The organism is Salinimicrobium terrae DSM 17865, from assembly GCF_000424665.1.
GTDB lineage: Bacteria > Bacteroidota > Bacteroidia > Flavobacteriales > Flavobacteriaceae > Salinimicrobium > Salinimicrobium terrae.
In genome coordinates this window covers 412,859-430,355 of record NZ_KE384221.1, presented here as the reverse complement: position 1 = coordinate 430,355, position 17,497 = coordinate 412,859, and the positions used below count along the sequence as shown (strand labels likewise).

The following is a 17,497-nucleotide window of genomic DNA, read 5'->3' as shown; positions in this document are numbered from 1 at the left end:
ATACCGCGTCAGTCATTTATTGGTTAATCTTTCTGCCCATTCCTCACTTTTTTTCCAGTTCGTTTCCATATCACTTAAATAAGTAAAAGGATTTTTATTTTTCTGGTTTTTGAAATACTTCAAGTAAAGGGAAACCTTGAATCCTTTCATTTGCCTCGTAGTATAATATCTTTTCGCCAGCACCATAACAGTGGGAGAAGGTTTTGGTTTTGGATAGTCTTTTTCCCAGGCTAACACAGGCTTTTTCCTAAAGCCTCCAACCGGAGCCTTTAAATGCTTTATTACTATACCGGGGTGATAAATAATATCACAACCTGCTTCGCGGAGTTTCATTCCAAAATCTGCATCCTCCCCGTAGCCATGTTCAAAAATTTCCGAAAACCGGCAACTTAAAGCATAATCTGAATTCACTACAGAAGTTCCAGACCCAAATGCACCCCACTGCTTTATAGTGTGAAAGATAGATTGCTCTCCGGGTTGAAGACTATTAAGATTAATACATCCTACTCCTAATCTGTTTATTTCCAGCAAAGCCTTTTCAAGCAGATCACTTTTAATTCTAATATCATCATCGGCAAAAAAAATATAATCAGCAGTTACAGATTTCATAGCAAGATTTCTGGCATAGCAGGCCCCCGCCTTGTGAATAAAGTGATGTATGATTTCAAATGGCCATTCCTCAGTCAAAAAATCCAGCTGGGATTTCGATTCGGGGTTTGGATCCTGCTCTACTATAATGACTGAATTAGGAAGTTTGCTTTGCTTGCTCAGGTCACTTAAAAGATTCTTGACATGTTCAGCTCGAAAAAATGTGGGAATAATTACATCAATAGTACAGTGCTCAACAGGTTTATACTTCTGTTGAATATCCCCAATAGGTAGAAGCAGGTTTTTTTTGAGCCAGGATTTTTTGTTCAGGCCTTTCATAAGGGATAACAATGGAAACATGTTTTCATACCTCCAAAGACAAAAAAATAACACCCCTAACCATTCTTTTTTATAATGTTGTGAGACAAAGCTAAAGAGCATTTGTTCACCAGCATTAAATTCGATTTTACTGGATTGCCTATTCATTACAAGATGAGGGCTTGAATAACAAAGAAGACCATTTTGCTGCCCGGTTTTCGCAATAGAATTTACTAGATACCCAAAATTTTTAATGAGTTTAAAAAGTTCTCTGAACTTCAGGGCGGTCTTCCCATAAATTCCTCCTATATCTGTACTCATCCTCCAGGTTGGATAGACAACCTTATAATTTGGGTTAACAAAAGGAAGCTGATCTATATATCCAATTTGATCAGGTATAAACTGATTCTCCACAGCATAACTGGCCATGATTAACTCATGAGTGAAAGTAGTCGTGAAATCATCACCCAACTGAAGGTCCACAGTCTTGTCCCTCCAGATTATTAGTTCTTCCGGATGTTTTTGTACCAGCTCCCAAAAGGCGTTCGTCAAAGTTTTGTTTTCCAGTGACAAATCTTTACCATCTTTGGTCGCATTATGTAGTTTCTCAGCATGGCTGTGAAGCAGAAAGATCATGAGGCAATGGCTTTGGTCAAATGTACTATTTTTTACAAATCCTGTTTAGGTTAACAAGAATCTGATCAACAGCATGAAAATTTAAAACAGTTACCTCTCGGTCATACCTGGACATGTTATTCAAATTTTTCGAAAAGATCATTATCTTTCGATTCGATCAAAATCATTTGTTGGAAAAATTAAAGAATCAATCTTTAGATATAAAAGACCACGACCAGATTATGAAACCAGAAGAGAACGACCTTGTTCTAATACTTACAGGCACCATTACTCCAAATAGTCTCTCAAATCTTACAGTTAAAGATCCGGCACTTCGACGACAACAATATCTGGAAGCAATAAAATTCTATATTAATAAAACGAAGTTTAAGATGGTTTTTATTGAAAATTCGGGTGACCAGTTAGAAAACTTTCCAATACTCCCGGAGAGAATTGAATATCTCAAATTTGAATCTGCACCTGTTCATCCCGATCGCGGTATTGGTTACAAAGAACTGGAAATTATTGAATTTGCGTTTAAAACTTCAAAATTTCTAAAAGAAGTAAAAATGGCCGTGAAAATAACCGGAAGATTAAAGGTTCTTAATATTAGCAGACTTTCTGGGATTTTTTTTCAGCTCACCCAGAAAAAGTCTTGTTTAGTTTACGCTAATATATTCAAGCCAAAAAGAATGGATTCAAGATGTTTCTTTTTTACATTAGATTTTTGGCCTTATTTATTGAGTGCTGGTAGTAATATTGATCTATGGTATAACTTTGAAGCATCTTTATGGGATGCTACTTCTACATATCAGAAATGTGAAGGCAAGAGTTACGCACCCCTGACTATACCCTTGAGAATCCAGGGAATGAGTGGAAGTTTTGGAATTCAGTATAAGGATAATATTGTTTTTCACTATGCCCGCTTCATTCGTAACTTTTCCAGGAAAATTATGGGTAATAGATCAATATCTTAATTCATATTATATGCAATTCCCACCCATGAAAAGGAAACTTAAAGAAATTTTACTAAAGGTAAAACCCATTAAAAATTATGTAAAAGGCAGAAGTTCTTTCAACGATGCGCAGTTTTTAAAAGTTCAAAAAAGGAATTACTCGGAATTATCTAAAAAGCCATCAAGAACTGAGGTTTTAAATTTTTTACTTTCTCTTAAATCGGACGATACTTTTTACCTGGAAATAGGAGTCCGCAACCCTATTTATAATTTTAATTATATAAAAGCAACTAAAAAATACAGCGTAGACCCCGGATTAGAGTATGATCAAAATCCTGTAGATTTTAAAATTACAAGTGATGAGTTCTTCAGAAAACTTAGGAATGGTGAAATATTGTCCAGTGAGATCAAATTTGATGTCATTTTTATTGATGGTTTACACTTGGCAGAACAAGTTGACAGAGATATAATAAACTCATTAAACCACGTTAAAGACGATGGTTTCATTGTGCTTCATGATTGTAATCCACCTTCGGAATGGCACGCAAGGGAGTATCATAAATACTGGTTTACCCCTGCACAAGGTCTTTGGAATGGCACCACCTGGAAAGCCTTTTTTAAATGGCGCTGTAACCCTCTGGTTAATTCATGCTGCATTGAATGCTGATTGGGGAATGGGGATTTTAGCAAAACAGCATCAAATAGGCAAGCACATTGAATTTGATAATCCTTTTTATGAATTCAACATTTTGGATTTAAACAGAAAGACAAACTTAAACCTAATCGATTTTAAAACCTTTAAAGAGATCCTAATGGAATAATACATTACAAGCAAAAAATCATATTGTTTAAGTCATCAGAAGATTCAGGAAGCTTTAATTTCCATAAAAATGGATCGTATTTTAGCCGATGGCTCCAGCCAGTTTTTATAATACTCTACATTATTCTTTTGGATTTTTCTAAGGTAGCTGTCATTCCTGTGTAAGCTCTCTATCTTTTCAACCAATTCTGAGAGTTCCGAATAGACAAGATAATTTTCCCCTTCCCTAAATTCTCCGCGAAACAGATAATCATCTACAGGAGTCGTAATTACAGCAAGACCATGAGCCACATATTCTCCAAACTTCCAACTTATACTATCTTCCAACCCCGGACTAACAATTCCAATAGCTGAATTCTTAAGCAGTTTAAGATAATTTTTCTTATGATACTGTTCCCCGGAAAGAAGAAGATCAGGACTTTCCTTAGTTGAGTATTCATCTTTCTCAATCCCCCCTTGGAAGGAATCTCCAAATTTTCTAGTTAATAGCTGATTAATTTTAATCCGTTCCTGATTCATCTTTTTGCGCTCTTTTTTCTTTGAGATATTTAGATTATTATCTGGATTCCACAATCTGGTTCTAAATATTAAATTGTAATTCTCAATAGGTTGAGCTTGAAGATTCTTTAGATGTGAAGTATAGATTGAGATTTTTATATTCAGAATTTCAGAAATTTTTTGATGGTACCTTATACCGTATTTAAAATATTTCTTATTAAAGATGAGATTTCGCATAAAAATATTTTCATAGAACACAATGTAATTTAAACCATACGGAATAAGTTTATTTCTTTCTTTAAAATCCTTCCGAAGAAGCATTCTTTTAATGTAAAAATCACATTCGTTGTAGAATTTTTCTCTAATTACTGAAGTATCGGCCAGATCAAAAATCAATACTTTTCCTTCATATACGACTCTGCAGATATTGACGGGGTAATTTCTGGTTTCCAAAGAATATTCTAAATCAATTTCTCCCTGTTGATTCAGAATTTCGATTCCCGAAATGAGCTGGGTGAAATGCGGTAAGGTTGAATTGAAGTAGAATTGTACTTTAGGTGGCATAACGTGATTCCTTTATATAAAATTTTCATCCCTTTGACCTCCTAGAAATTCTATTTACCGGGCCTTGGCTTAAAGAACATTGAGAATTTGATTATGAAATAATTTTTAAATCAATTGTCATTTAATCATATCAGAAGTCAGAAATTCCCATTTTTCGCATTTCCGCGCTAATTCCTGCCCTATTACTTTTCCAAAATCTTTTGCATCTATTCCATGCCCCCTAGGCTTTTTTGATTCCAGGTCTTCAAACTTTAAAATATGCCCCCTCGGAAGATCTTTGTTCAAAGCCAAAGATTTTTCAAAGATGTTCTTTAAGTCGCTAAAACCGGAATTGTCATTTTTATTTACCGGATGACCAAATGATGTCTGAATATTCCTCACCGCCTGCACCAGCTGTTTGATCTCATTAATCTCCAGCGATGAGGAGGCGTCAGGACCGAAGCTGCTCCTGTCAAAAATCGCATGGAACTCCAGAATCTCTGCCTCCAAAGCAGCAGCGGCAATACAAGTTTCAATTCTTGCCGAATGGTCTGAATAACCAATTGGCACTCCATAACGTGTCTTTAGTTCCTCTATGACGTTAAGTCCATAGTTTTCCGGACTGGTGGGATAGGCCGTAGTACACTGCAAAATGGAATAGTTGACCTTCCGCTGTTTCAAAAAAGTCACAGCTTCATCCAAGTCTTCAAAAGAACTCATTCCCGAAGAAAGAATAACCGGTTTTCCTGTTTGGGCAATTTTCTCTAGTAACAGGAAATTATTCACTTCTCCGGAACCGATTTTATACCGCTTCACGCCCACTTTCTCCAGTAGGTCTACGGCCGCATTGCTAAACGGCGAGGCCAGAAATTCCACTCCTTTTTTGTCACATCTCTCCTTCAGCATTTGCCATTCCTCCCGTGTAAACTCCATTCGTTTCCAGTAGTCAAAGCGGGTAGCATCCTGTAAGGAAAATTTCACCCGAAAAGGCTCATGAATACTGCTTTCTGCTTCGGCTATGTGTACCTGAAACTTTGCCGCATTCACTCCTGCTTCAGAAAGCGCATCTATATATGAAAACGCCATCCCTAAACTTCCTTCGTGAGCCTGCCCGACTTCCGCTATTATAAACATGCCTAATTATTCTTTAGAATTTGCTTTACACTACTAAGGTATTCTTCCGCTATCGTTCTTTTACTGTATCTTTCGATATAAACTTCACGATTTTTGCCGGCAATTTCATAAACCTGTGACGGATCTAAACTTTTAATCCTTTCAAATTGTTCCCTGAACGATCTTTCGTCATCTGGTTCAAACCAAAAATCATTATCAGTTTCTTGAAGTCTTTCCGGCATAGCGCCTACTTTTGTACTTAATATTAGTTTCCCCGCAGCCATTGCTTCCACTCCTACCAGCGGTCCTGCTTCTGTGTAAGATGCCACTATGAAACAATGAATTTTTTTGAAAAATTCAGATACTTCTTGGTAGGCTATAGAACCTATAATTTCAATATTAGATCTATTCGCAGAGAGCATTTTAAGTTTCATACCCAGTTCCCCATCGCCAACGATATATAAGGTGTCTTTTTCATTTCCATTTTCTGAAAAATAGGAAATAAGGTTTTCTAGATTTTTTTCCGGGCTCAATCTTCCAATTACGCCGAATGCAGTGGGAATTTTATCTACACAAGGAATATCCAATAATTTATCTTCAAAGAAAGCCGTCTGGTCGATTTTAGACCAGGTTATTTCAGATAATTTTTCATGAAGCCTTTGGGCATTATGCATAGAGTGGTGTAAAAAATGAGCTACTTTATGAAGATATAAAGGAAACGTCTGATTTGAAATTTCACCTGTTGTCCTAAATATTACAGGTTTTTTCATTTTATCACAGTATTCAATAATCTCTCTGGTCCGTAGCGTCTCAAGATGAGCAATGATAAAAACCAGGTCATGGTTAGAAATATGTTCTTTTAAGATCTCGTTTTCCCTGGATTTAATAAATTTCGAGTTGAATTTGTTGTTCACATAAAAATATCGGGGGGCTTTTCTCCTGTTCTTTAGATAACTTAAAAATGAAGCGGGCCTAAGAGGCCAGTATCTTTTGTACAATAACTGTTTCAAAGAAACCATCTGTATACCATCTGCAGTTTCATAGAATTGAGAGGTGTGGGTGAGATTACCTGTAGAAAGTACGCTGACATCAAAATCCTCTTTTAAAACTGACGCAACAAATCCCGCTTCAAGCTCCCTTCCTCCAAGATCCTCTATAGGCCCTACAATTAATATTTTCTGCCTCATTGGTGATAAAAAAATTTAAACAACCTTTTTACCAGGTGTTTCCTTATAATAAAAGCTCTATGCCCGCTAGTTTTCACCTTTTTCTTTTCTAAAGGAAACGGATGATAACCTGCAAAGTCTTCCTTTTCACCTGATGGTATTTTCTCCATCCAACTTTCGATCTCATTGCCCATATGATAAGCGTAGTTATTGTAGGTGCTTAGCCTCATAAAACCTGCTTTATCAATGGGTTCATCTATGTATTTATTTTCAGAATTGCCACCTACAAGGGTTAGAGAAGGAGCCTCAGGTACTGAAGAAAAGAGTATTTCTCTCTTAAGGGTAAGGACCTGATGTCCGCTACCGATTACAGCCTTAACACCTTTTAAACTTACTACCGGCCATTCAACCTGATCATCCTTTTCATTGTTCCAGTTGATACTCGAAAGATATTTATTCTGATCCTCAAAATTCTCAGGTATTGGTTCATAGGAAAATTCCAGACGACCAAATAAAACCTCCCTCAGAACTGAACTTGTGCCATAAAATAAGCCATGCCTGAAGGAAATTGGAGAGACCGAGCCGGCCTTTTTAAAAGTTCTGAAAACTTCGCGTGTGGCTTTATCCCAATTCTTCTTGTAAAGAATATCTGCATCACTTAATGTTATTAACTCTTCCCTTACCCCTCTTGCCGCCCCAACCAACGCATCAATTTTTCCAATATTCCGGGCGTGATGAATTATAGTGTCCACTTCTTTTGAAGAATAAGCGTCTAACAGATCTTTTACTTCCCTGCATGAGCCGTTATTAACCACAGTAATAGAATACTCCCCTGTGTTCGTCCTTACGAGGGATTCAATGCAGAGTTTGAATACATCAAGAGATTTTTGGTAGTACCCTGTCAACTGTGGAATGAAAACAACTACTACTACCCGGTGATTGTTCTCCAGGGCAATTTTTTTTTGCACCTTATGTGGATTAGAGCCTATTCGCATTGACTATAACTTTTCTGCTTCAGGGAATATAACAATTGTTTCCTCCACTGCCCTCCAGTGATGATTTCATAGTCATGTTTTTTAAAAATCCTTTCCAGTTCCTCCCGGGAATAATCACTTAACCAGCCTCTCTCCAACCTATCTGCATCTGAAAGATCTTTACAGGAATAAGAGAGCACAACATAACGCATAAAAGGCTTTAGTTGCTCAAAGACCTGATCAATATTGTAAACGTACTCCAAAACTCCGCTGAAAACTGCAGTATCATATTTTGACAGATCAATTTCAACAGGTTCATTAAGGTCACAGACAATTACATCCCCGGATCTCTTATAGATATCTGAAGGAGTGTAGGAACAATTTGGCGGCAGATTCTCTTTCAGGACCATATTTCCGGCACCGAATTCAATAATATTGGAACCGGGATAAAGAAAGGTAGCCATTTTAATTGTCCGCTCATCCCACTCGGAATATAAGGCTGAAGATTTTTCCCAGCGCCTGAAATCTGATCGTTTGTTTTTTCTTAATTCCTGAGTTTTCTGCGCCTGTTGTCTGGCCCTCAGTTTCCGGACAAGATCCCTGGCCAGATTCCTGTTAACATTGAAGAAAGTTTCTAATATTTTGATTTTCAACTTAAACCTGAATTTTAAAAGTAATACGTTTCAAATCCTCTCGAATTTTAAAAGAATAGTTATGATCCCGGTAGTTGAACAGAATTTCTTTTAAGATTCTGTCATTAACCTCTTTAAGAGAACAATACGGTTGACTCTGTTTTCCAAGAAGAGTCTTAATTTTATATTTTAATGTGGAATAATAACCATCTTCATAAAATTCAGCATGAACTACTTCTCCTGCGCACGATGGTAATTCTTCTCTCAGAAAATGCTCTACCTGGGCTACAATATTTGGAATTTGAAATCGCAGGCTGGGTTTCTGAAGATCCTCCATCCTTTTGGGATCCACAATTCTCCCCATCCCTTCCTGCCTTAAGGGTTTTACCAGCTTTCTCTCCCTGTTCCTATGAAAATGCTGCTGATTGATCCTCATTACATTTTTAAGCCTGGGATTGGCAGTAAGTAGCTCATTTTCCGACCCTGAAAAACTTTTGTGCCAGTTATGATAAAAAAGAGGATCCTCATTTTTATTTTTTCTCAATCCTGCCTGCTCCAGCCGGGCAAACAGGTCTTCATCTTCAGCACCATAAAAGTGGAAGAATTCATCAAAACCGTTAATTTTTTCAAAGGCCTTTTTAGGAGCGAGAACCATTCCATTTACATCTCCACTTCGAGAGACCTTAAGCTCGCTAAAACTGTAATCTGAATTGAGCTTTTCAGATTCCTTTTGATTTAAATAACCCATTCTAAACAGGTTGAAAGCATCAGGCAATGTCAGGCGATCAAGCAGGGCTGTGGCTTCAGGATGAAAAATGAGATCTGCATCTGCTATAAATACGTATTCACCTTTGCTTTGAAGGATTCCATAATTAAGGGCTTTGCTTTTATTCCAAAGCAAATTCTCTACAGGCAGGTAAAAGTATCTTACAAAATCATAGTCCACTAAGAGATTCTCAAGTTCGACAGTTGTTTCTCTGTTACTCCCGTAATCGACGAAGATCACCTCAAAATCCTGGAATACCTGCATTTTAAGTGAATCCATACTCGATTTGATCCTTTGCAGATCACGATTCCGGAAAGCATAGATTAAACTTAAACTGCGATTCATATTTTTTCCAACTCTGTTTCAATTAAAGCATATTTTTCTAAAACTTCCTTTGTCACTTTCGTCCTTTCTAATTGAGGCTTTTTTATCTCAAAATTGTATTCAACTGCTTTTTCAATAAAATCCAGGTTATTTAAAGCCTTCAGGATAATTTGCCGAATTTCCTCAACATCTAAGGGATCCGGTATTAATAGCCCGTTTACACCATTTGTAATCCATTCCTCTGTTACTCTTCCCGGGTTAGATTGAATAGGAAATGCACCCATTATAAATGCTTCCAGCATCGTGTTAGGTGTGCCATCAGATACACTATTGCCAATATAAATGAGAGATTTCCCCATTAATTTCATCACCTCTGCCCGGCCCAATCCATTTTGAATAGAAAAATTTTTCTTTTCTCTCAGCTTGTGCTTCTCTATGTAATCTAATGTGACCTCATCGGCTCCAAATACTACGATCTGATAATCCCTCAGTTCTTCTTCAAGGCCTTCCAGCGACTGGAATACTTTAATGCATTCTCCAAAAAGCTTCTGATATCCTTTAATTAAAATGATTTTTCGCTCTCTTACAGGCAAAATATCTTCTTCAAAGTCAAAATCATATCCACCACCTCCGGGATAAGCCCCCAGGAACTCACCTCTAAAGCCATACATTTTGGCAATATCATAGTCGCGCCGACAGTCTGCAAACATGTAATTTATTCGTGGTAATACTGCCTTTATATCTCTCAGGTAGTCGGGTTCATTCTGAAAATAAAAAAGATCATTTCCCCATGCCGAATATATCCATTTAATGTGGGGATTTTTATTCATAACTTCTAAAATGGGTGCACAGGAAGAAAACAAAACGAAGCTTTGAACCACATCGGGATTGATTTCCCTGATTTTCTTTTCTACAATTTCAGAAAGCTCCCTTTCATTAAAATTTTCTAACACCTTATTTAAAAAAGGAATTCTTTTTTTTAAAGTCTGTCTGCCCGGAAAATCATATCGGCGTTTCCAGCCAATCGTCTGATCTACCCAGCCAATAATTGGAACTTCAGAACCATTATCAAAAACATCAATCCAGTGGACTTCATGATCTGAATTTCTCAACTGGTTGGTCCAGTTAAAAAAGTGGTTGGCAAACATGGATACCATCAGGATCTTCATTTCTTAACTTCTAGATTTTCCAGCACCTCTTTTAATTGTCTATGTGAGAGATACTCTTCCAAATCGGGTCTTTTCAACTCCAAACCTGCTGCATTTTTCCAATTCAAATAGAGTCTGCTGATAATATTACTTATTTTAGCAGTGTCATCAATTTCAGCCCAATAGGGATAATCCTTACCTAACAATCTCCTGGTTTCACTCAGTTCCGGTCCTAAAAGAAGAATTGGTTTGTTGGCTCTGACGCAGTGAGGAAACTTGCCCGGTAAAAAAGGACTTATCTCAGACTTAGCTTCGAGAATAACGTTTACTGCTGCTCGTTCCTGCATCTCCAGAACTGTTTCGGAGTCCAAAGATGACTGCACTACAAAATTAGTTTTTGGAAGAAGCCTTTGATACTCCTCCAGTTGCTGAGTATGTTCTTCAGTATTTCCAATAAATATTAGTTTCGAATCTTTAGAAGCCTCAGGATTCTCCTGCAGGAACTTCTGATAAGCTGCGATTAAATATTCCGGTTTTCTAGGACCCAGTAAAGTGCCTGCATGTAAAAGAATAAATTGATCAACCCGGAAAAAATCAGGGAAAGTACCTGAGACTTTACTATCACTGTCAATCTGATGTGGTATCACCACCCCTTTTTCTTCAAATCCCGGAAAGTAACTGCCCATCCACTCCATCAACAGTTTACTTGGAAAGGCACTATGAGCTGCTTTCTCGGAGACATCCCTCATAAACTCCCACTTTTTAAAGTAGCCCGGTTCCACCCAGGCAAAAGGTCGTGGATATAAGTGCATAGGGTATGGATCATGTATATAAGCCATCCATATTTTATGCCACTCAGGCATTTTTAAAAGAGCATGATGCGGGCGGAAACTTCCACCTTTACTTAGGGTTAGCACCAGATCTGGTGTAAATTCCGTTTCTTTTTTTAAGGCTGCAATAATGCTATCCCTGTCGTTGAACAAGGTAAAAGAAAAACCAAATAACTGTTCAAGAGGTTTATTTAATTGCACTTTAAAAAGGTAACGGATATAACGCTCCATGCGACTAAGAAAAAAAAGGCCGCTCCGTCTTTTCTCCCGAACGGAAACACACGGTATCCTTTCAATCTTAATGTCTTTTCTGGTGTAATGATAAACAAGCACCTGGAAACCGGCTTTTTTTAAGTTTTTAATCAGGGCCATGTTCGCTTTAGAACCACTACTATCCTCTACATCAATGGATTCTGCAACTATTAAAATTTTTTTCAAATTAATCTGTTCTTGATATTAATTTCATTCTTCTAATTCGCCTTTTCCAACCATAAACTACTTCCTGCAGCCTTAGGCATGAAAGGAATGGAAGTTATCTTTTCTGAATGACACTTACTTAGAAAGTCATTGAACATCCTAATTTTAAATTCTCCATTGTACATAAGAAAAGCATGAATATAATAAACTTCATTCCACCCAAACCCATTAAGAACCCAATCTTTAGGATATTCAAAAGGAAAATGTATATCATGAAAATGGATCAGGACACCTTTCTTAAGAATGGGAAGAACTTTTTTTAAGATAAAATGTACATCACTACCGGTTTTGACCACATGTGAACTATCAACGAACAGAATATCACCTGTTTCCAGACCTTTGAAAAGGTCCAGATTTACTGCCTGAACTTCTTCTTCAATAATTTTGACTTGCTCTTCTGCCTTACCTATTAAGTGGCGTAAACGGTTATCGGGAAATGGTTCTATAAAAGTTAGATCAATTTCATTATTAAAAAAAAGATCATTAGTGTCCATCATTAAAGCAGATGAAAAACCTGATCCGATTTCAATTATTCTTTTTGGCTTGAAATATCTTGTCATGGAAAACAAGATAAAACCATCACCAAAGGAAAAAAACGGATTATTCAAAAAGTATCGGAAGCCTTTTTCTTTGTCTACAGGAAAAGGAAAATCCTCGAAAAAACTCTTGAATTCCGCCAATAGTATCAACTGTTCTTCTGTCCTCAGATCAATTCCGGAAAGACTCTCAGGTAAGGCTGATGGCCAAATTTGATCCTGTTTTTCTCGTATTTCATCTATGAAAATTACGCTGGAATAAAAATGTCCAGCCGGAAATCGGGAGTTTGTATTTAGTCTGTGCAAGGTTCTCACATAGGGAAGTCTGTTCATCCCAGACTTAATAATGCTTTTAATTCTCTTTTTTAGCATAGCTTAAATGTACCTCAACTTATCTTAAAAGATTCCAGGAGCACTTGAACGATTTTGGCCGCAGCCCGGCCATTTCCATAAGGATTCTTCCCGGACGGGCTTGAAGAAGAACCATTTATAATTCGCTCACTCTCTTCCACTATCCGTGCAGCAGAGGTTCCGACCATAATACTAAAACCATTTTTCACACCTTCAACACGTTCTGTTTCTTCACGTGTAACGAGGACGATTTTATTAAAAGAAGGAGCTTCTTCCTGGATCCCACCAGAATCGGAAATTATAAATTTCGATTTCTGCATTAGCCACATAAGTGCAGGAAAATTAAGAGGTTTTAGTAGTACAATGTTTGCGGTAGAATCAATGTTTTTAAAAATAACTTTTTTAACCCTTGGATTGGGATGCACAGGAAAAAAGATTTGTACGTCCCCTCTGGTTCCTAAATGATTTAAGCCCTTGCACAATTCCAGTAGTCCATGTTCCAGGTTTTCTCTTCGATGTGCAGTTACCAGGATGAGGTTTAAACCCGGGTCAATTCTTTTTTGAAGATCGAGAATTTCTTTATTCTCATAACCTGATTTCAACGTAGCTTTCGCATATTGTAATGCATCTATGGATGTATTTCCGGTCAAAAAAATATCTTTTGCGGGAATGCCCTCCTTCAATAGGTTATCTTTTGCCTGTGCGGTGGGAGCGAAATGATAGGATGCTATTCGGGCAATTAGTTGTCGGTTTCCTTCTTCGGGAAAGGGAGCATTTAGATTAAAGGTTCTTAAACCTGCTTCAACATGAGCCACCTTTATGCCGGCATTAAAGGCTGCCATTGCTACGCAGAAAGCAGTCGTGGTGTCGCCCTGAACCATTACCAAATTCGGTTGCTCCCTTTCCAGAACAGCTCCAAACTCTTTAAAGATCTGCGCGCTCAGCGTATTCAGGTCTTGATTAGGCACCATCAAATTTAGGTCGATATCGGGCTGTATTGAAAAAAAATCAAGAACCTGGTCGAGCATTTCCCGGTGCTGAGCAGTCACACAAACATTAAAATCTACATCTTTTCTTTCCAGTTCCCTGACGATAGGAGCCATTTTTATTGCTTCGGGACGTGTTCCAAAGATTAGAAGTATTTTCAATTTTTCATTATTTTACCCTTAATATAAAAAATTGGCCGAAGAAAACGATAATATTTCAGGCCCCAACGATACTGTATCCTTTCCATCCTACCTGCATTTGAAGCCAAAAGAGCAGTCTGGATGATTTTCTTCGATCTTAAAGAGAATCCTTGTCTTAAAAAGAATTTTTTTAACTCGGAAGTGAACAGATTCTTTTCCTTCAGCAAATCGATAATCTCTAGAGCTGCCATTATATAGGATTCTACCCTTTCCTCCTCATTCTCCCAAAACTCAGTAGTGTTTGATCTTGAATGTTTCCGATTGTAATATAGAATCTGATCAATGGATATTCCTTCAAAACCCTCTGATAATATTCTTGTATAGCACTCCCATTCCTCCGCATACATTAAATCCTCATCAAACCTTGTGTCTTGAAAGCATTTTTGATTCCAGAGAACGGTGCAGGAGGCGAAAGGAATTTCTCCCGTCACCATTTTTTCGAGGTCACTTTTAATAAAAAGTTTTTCCTCAAATTTACCGATCTCGTCCAGGTGACTTTCAGTCCACTTTTCAACAAAAGGCTTTTTGTCGAACCTGCAAAAAAATGCATCGCTTCCTTTAAGGAGACTTACAGTCACTTTGAGATTCTCAGGGTGCAAAATATCATCGTCATCAACAAACATGATAAACTCTCCTCTGGCCAGATCCAAACCATTATTCCGGGCTCCCGGAAGACCTTTAGAGTATTGCCTTCCCCTACTTAGATACTGAAACCTCTCATCAGTTCCAATAATATTTTGTACAATTTGCTCAGTGTCATCGTGGCTCCCATCATCGATGATCAAGCATTCCCAATCTTCAAAACTTTGTCTTATGAGAGATGTTAAAGTTTCTTCAATTAAATGTCCACGGTTATAAGTGGCCATGATAATTGATACCGTAGGATCTTCCCCTTGAACTATCAATTTATTTTTCTTTTTAGGAATTTTAATGGGGCAAGGATTTGCTGCCCTAATAGAAATTCTATACCTCCAGATATTTTAAGCTTTTCTTTTTCTTGGTTTTTAATCTTTTGGAAAAGATCCCTTATCAAGAGGTCGAAATGTTGAAAGTATAAATCCCTGTGTTTAAAAATAATATGCTCAAATTTTTCGTGCTTTTGATCCTTAATTTTTGCCGTCGTAGAATTATCCCTAACCTGATAATGAAAGAGTACTTCGTCCAGAACTGCAGCACGCCCCCCTTTTTGGAGGATATTCAGGTATAATTCCCAATCTTCAAAACCGAGAATTGGAAGATTTTCTTCATACCCACCACATCTTTCCCAATCCGCTTTTCTAAAAATTGCACTTCCCAAAGCCGAATTGGAGACAAGAAAATTTGTATAGTCTCCCCCGGCAGGAGTATAGATATCTATAGGTCCTTTTTTATTAAATCTCTCAGCTTTGCAGGTGACGATTTTCACTTCGGAATCATTATCTAATATTTTTACAGCTTTTTCACAGAAATCAGATTCAAAATAATCATCAGAATCCCAATTTAAGATGTATTTCCCTGTACCTCTTTTAATACCCCTGTTGCGAGCAATGCTTTGTCCCAGATTTTCCTGAATAATCAAATGATCTACCTGATTTTCAAGGCTTAAAATCAAGTTCGCGACATTTCTATCCGATCCATCATCAACAAGGATGATTTCTTTATCCCTGAAGGTTTGCTCTTTGGCAGATTTCACAGCCATGACAACATCTGGATCATTGTAAGCAGCAATTACTATAGAAACTTTAGGCTTCATGAGATCTAATAATATTTTGGAATAACTTATCTAGCTCTTTGGCAACATTATGGGGTTCATATTTATTAATTAAATCTGATTTTACCTTAAAATTTTCCTTCTTTAATTGTATTGCTTTTAGTAGAGCAATTTTAACTGATTTTCTGCTGTAAGGGTTAAAAACAGGAAGACCAAGTTCTGTAAGTTGAGAATCAATGTTCCCCGTCTTTGGTCCAACCACGACTTTACTGAAGGTTAGTCCTAAAAAAATATTGCCAGAATTAAGCATGTCAATTCTGGGAACTAGCACTATATCTGCAGCAGCCACACGAAGTCCAAATTCTTCGTAATTTAATCTTTCATAATTAAAAAGATATTTTGGTGGTTGATATTTTTTTTTAAATCTGTTTACCAGAACATCTCTTATGTTTATGAACTTTTTTAATCTTACCCTCCCTGGAAAATCATACCGTATTTCAGAACGCATATTAGTGGCAATAAGCACTTTTTCTTTGATCTTTAATCCCTTAAAGACAGTAAGTATCAAATCGCGTTCTGTGTTAAACCGAATTTTCCCCGGGACAATAAGCACCAGTGCGTCTTGGTTAATTCCCAGTTCTTTCCTGGCAGCCTCTTTAGATCTTATTTTAAAATAGCTTCTATATAAGGGATGATAAATAATCTTATGTTGGGCTTCCGGAAATCTCTCTTCATAAAATTGCCTGCTATACTCTCCCAGATGAACAAACACATCGGCATTTTCCTCTATTAATGTAAAAAGCTTTTTAAAATTAGGAGTTAGTCCTTTAATTCTTGTAAAATCATGTTTGGTATAGATTAGAACAGAATTTTTCTTCCATTCTAGAATACATTTTTCTAAAAAAACGAGGTCCTCCTGTGTTGGCTCTAACCATCCAAAAAGAGCTTCAGGCCAGTGAATATTTACAATTTCAAATTCCTTACTATAATCGTTTAAATCACCATAGATAAAATCACTGGAAGAATGAACAGCAATTTCCTCCAGGTACGGATTTCCATCTTTTTGAAAAGGCAAAAACACTTTCATCGATTAGCATTTTTAATTATTCCGGCAAGCATACCTTTGAGCCGACTTATAAAAAATGGTTTAAAATACTTACCCCTGAACCTGTTCAAAATTTCCGAGGTTAATACAACTCTTTCATTTTCTAGCACCTCTTTATAATTTAATCCATATTTTTTAGAAAAAAGTAATTTGTTTCGGCTGGAGTAGTAATGGTATTTTTTTCCTTTTTCGCTATTAAGATTATATACTCTTGCTCTTCTATCTACCGCCAGTTTCCAATTGTGGTTTTTTGCATTTGTACACCAATCAGTTTCTTCCCAATATAGAAAATACTCTTCCGGAAAAAGGCCCAATTCCTTTAGAGCAGCCGTTCTCAACAAAATACTACTTCCATCAATATAATCTATTTCAAAATCCACTTTCTCCGGTATACTGGAAACTGGTTTTTTATGATTCTTATGAAAAGTATAAAGACCATCTGATAATTCCATTACCTCTCCATCAGAAAAAATCCTGCTTTTATCTTCCCTTGAAATGATTCTCGGCCCAACAGCCGCTAGTTCAGGATCGCTTTCCAACAGATTTAGAAGAATACATAAGGTGTCTGATTCTACCCTAATGTCAGGGTTTAAAACCCAGACAAATTCTGCTTCAGCATCCACCGCCTTTTTTATACCTATATTATTTCCAGCTGCGTATCCCAGATTTTCATAATTAAAGAGCAAGCTGTCTTGAGAAATATAATTTCGAATTACTGCCTGATCCTTATCTTTCGAATCATTGTCTATAATCAAAATATCCAGATCCTTGTATTCTAATTCTTTAAGATTGTTGTACAGAGAGACTGTTTCTTTGGAGGAATTATAATTCAGGATCACAGCATAAACTTTTCCCATTGT

Annotated in this window: 18 protein-coding genes; 3 read left to right on the top strand and 15 right to left on the bottom strand. The window is 37.0% G+C overall.

From position 1 onward, the window contains the following. Positions 1 to 12: 12 nt before the first annotated feature. Entirely contained in the window at positions 13 to 1,542 is a 1,530-nt protein-coding gene (locus H148_RS0114265; protein ID WP_029035399.1) for a glycosyltransferase family 2 protein, read from the bottom strand. Positions 1,543 to 1,712: 170 nt separating this feature from the next. On the opposite strand from H148_RS0114265, the gene H148_RS0114255 reads away from it, so the two are divergent. Both H148_RS0114255 and H148_RS18400 read left to right on the top strand, forming a co-directional pair. After that, the gene (locus H148_RS0114255) at positions 1,713 to 2,498 is read left to right on the top strand and encodes a hypothetical protein (RefSeq protein ID WP_156877261.1); all 786 of its coding nucleotides are present in this window, start codon (positions 1,713 to 1,715) and stop codon (positions 2,496 to 2,498) included. A gap of 25 nt (positions 2,499 to 2,523) precedes the next feature. Next, complete coding sequence (locus tag H148_RS18400; protein ID WP_211222993.1) at positions 2,524 to 3,144, top strand: class I SAM-dependent methyltransferase; 621 nt, start codon at positions 2,524 to 2,526, stop codon at positions 3,142 to 3,144. A gap of 198 nt (positions 3,145 to 3,342) precedes the next feature. Here the strand turns inward: H148_RS18400 and H148_RS0114245 are convergent, their stop codons facing one another. From H148_RS0114245 to H148_RS18705, 9 genes are all read right to left on the bottom strand, one after another. Beyond that, positions 3,343 to 4,359 (bottom strand): glycosyltransferase, encoded by a 1,017-nt coding sequence (locus tag H148_RS0114245; RefSeq protein ID WP_029035397.1) that lies wholly within the window; start codon positions 4,357 to 4,359, stop codon positions 3,343 to 3,345. Positions 4,360 to 4,476: 117 nt separating this feature from the next. After that, positions 4,477 to 5,472 carry an N-acetylneuraminate synthase family protein gene (locus tag H148_RS0114240; protein WP_029035396.1) on the bottom strand — a complete coding sequence of 332 codons (996 nt, stop codon included), beginning with the start codon at positions 5,470 to 5,472 and terminating at the stop codon, positions 4,477 to 4,479. A gap of 2 nt (positions 5,473 to 5,474) precedes the next feature. Next, the gene (locus H148_RS0114235) at positions 5,475 to 6,638 is read right to left on the bottom strand and encodes a glycosyltransferase family 4 protein (protein ID WP_029035395.1); all 1,164 of its coding nucleotides are present in this window, start codon (positions 6,636 to 6,638) and stop codon (positions 5,475 to 5,477) included. Then, a complete protein-coding gene (locus tag H148_RS0114230; protein ID WP_029035394.1) occupies positions 6,635 to 7,612 on the bottom strand; it encodes a glycosyltransferase family A protein in 978 nt (325 codons plus the stop codon). Before H148_RS0114230 ends, H148_RS0114235 begins: the two co-directional genes overlap by 4 nt. After that, the gene (locus H148_RS18020) at positions 7,603 to 8,244 is read right to left on the bottom strand and encodes a methyltransferase domain-containing protein (RefSeq protein ID WP_051286500.1); all 642 of its coding nucleotides are present in this window, start codon (positions 8,242 to 8,244) and stop codon (positions 7,603 to 7,605) included. Before H148_RS18020 ends, H148_RS0114230 begins: the two co-directional genes overlap by 10 nt. Position 8,245: 1 nt before the next feature. Continuing rightward, positions 8,246 to 9,334: a glycosyltransferase family 2 protein gene (locus tag H148_RS0114220; protein WP_029035393.1), complete on the bottom strand. Its 1,089-nt coding sequence runs from the start codon at positions 9,332 to 9,334 to the stop codon at positions 8,246 to 8,248. Then, entirely contained in the window at positions 9,331 to 10,482 is a 1,152-nt protein-coding gene (locus H148_RS0114215; RefSeq protein ID WP_029035392.1) for a glycosyltransferase, read from the bottom strand. The genes H148_RS0114220 and H148_RS0114215 overlap by 4 nt, the downstream gene beginning before the upstream one ends. Beyond that, positions 10,479 to 11,729, bottom strand: a complete 1,251-nt coding sequence (locus H148_RS0114210) for a glycosyltransferase family protein (RefSeq protein ID WP_245583432.1) — start codon at positions 11,727 to 11,729, stop codon at positions 10,479 to 10,481. The genes H148_RS0114215 and H148_RS0114210 overlap by 4 nt, the downstream gene beginning before the upstream one ends. 32 nt (positions 11,730 to 11,761) lie before the next feature. Further along, the gene (locus tag H148_RS18705; protein WP_169578577.1) at positions 11,762 to 12,265 is read right to left on the bottom strand and encodes a class I SAM-dependent methyltransferase; all 504 of its coding nucleotides are present in this window, start codon (positions 12,263 to 12,265) and stop codon (positions 11,762 to 11,764) included. Here H148_RS18705 and H148_RS18700 point away from each other — a divergent pair. Then, on the top strand, positions 12,255 to 12,521 hold the full coding sequence (locus H148_RS18700; protein WP_169578575.1) for a hypothetical protein: 267 nt from the start codon (positions 12,255 to 12,257) through the stop codon (positions 12,519 to 12,521). The two genes, H148_RS18705 and H148_RS18700, sit on opposite strands and share 11 nt — an antisense overlap. Before the next feature lie 169 nt (positions 12,522 to 12,690). Here H148_RS18700 and wecB read toward each other — a convergent pair whose 3' ends face one another. The 5 genes from wecB to H148_RS0114180 are packed head-to-tail and all read right to left on the bottom strand — an operon-like array spanning position 12,691 to position 17,494. Next, positions 12,691 to 13,803 carry a non-hydrolyzing UDP-N-acetylglucosamine 2-epimerase gene (wecB, locus tag H148_RS0114200; RefSeq protein WP_029035389.1) on the bottom strand — a complete coding sequence of 371 codons (1,113 nt, stop codon included), beginning with the start codon at positions 13,801 to 13,803 and terminating at the stop codon, positions 12,691 to 12,693. Further along, positions 13,800 to 14,747 (bottom strand): glycosyltransferase family 2 protein, encoded by a 948-nt coding sequence (locus H148_RS18015; RefSeq protein WP_051286497.1) that lies wholly within the window; start codon positions 14,745 to 14,747, stop codon positions 13,800 to 13,802. Before H148_RS18015 ends, wecB begins: the two co-directional genes overlap by 4 nt. Beyond that, on the bottom strand, positions 14,744 to 15,574 hold the full coding sequence (locus tag H148_RS0114190) for a glycosyltransferase family 2 protein (RefSeq protein ID WP_037325288.1): 831 nt from the start codon (positions 15,572 to 15,574) through the stop codon (positions 14,744 to 14,746). The genes H148_RS18015 and H148_RS0114190 overlap by 4 nt, the downstream gene beginning before the upstream one ends. Beyond that, positions 15,564 to 16,619: a hypothetical protein gene (locus H148_RS0114185; RefSeq protein WP_029035387.1), complete on the bottom strand. Its 1,056-nt coding sequence runs from the start codon at positions 16,617 to 16,619 to the stop codon at positions 15,564 to 15,566. Before H148_RS0114185 ends, H148_RS0114190 begins: the two co-directional genes overlap by 11 nt. After that, on the bottom strand, positions 16,616 to 17,494 hold the full coding sequence (locus H148_RS0114180; protein WP_029035386.1) for a glycosyltransferase family 2 protein: 879 nt from the start codon (positions 17,492 to 17,494) through the stop codon (positions 16,616 to 16,618). Before H148_RS0114180 ends, H148_RS0114185 begins: the two co-directional genes overlap by 4 nt. Between the last annotated feature and the right edge of the window lie 3 nt (positions 17,495 to 17,497).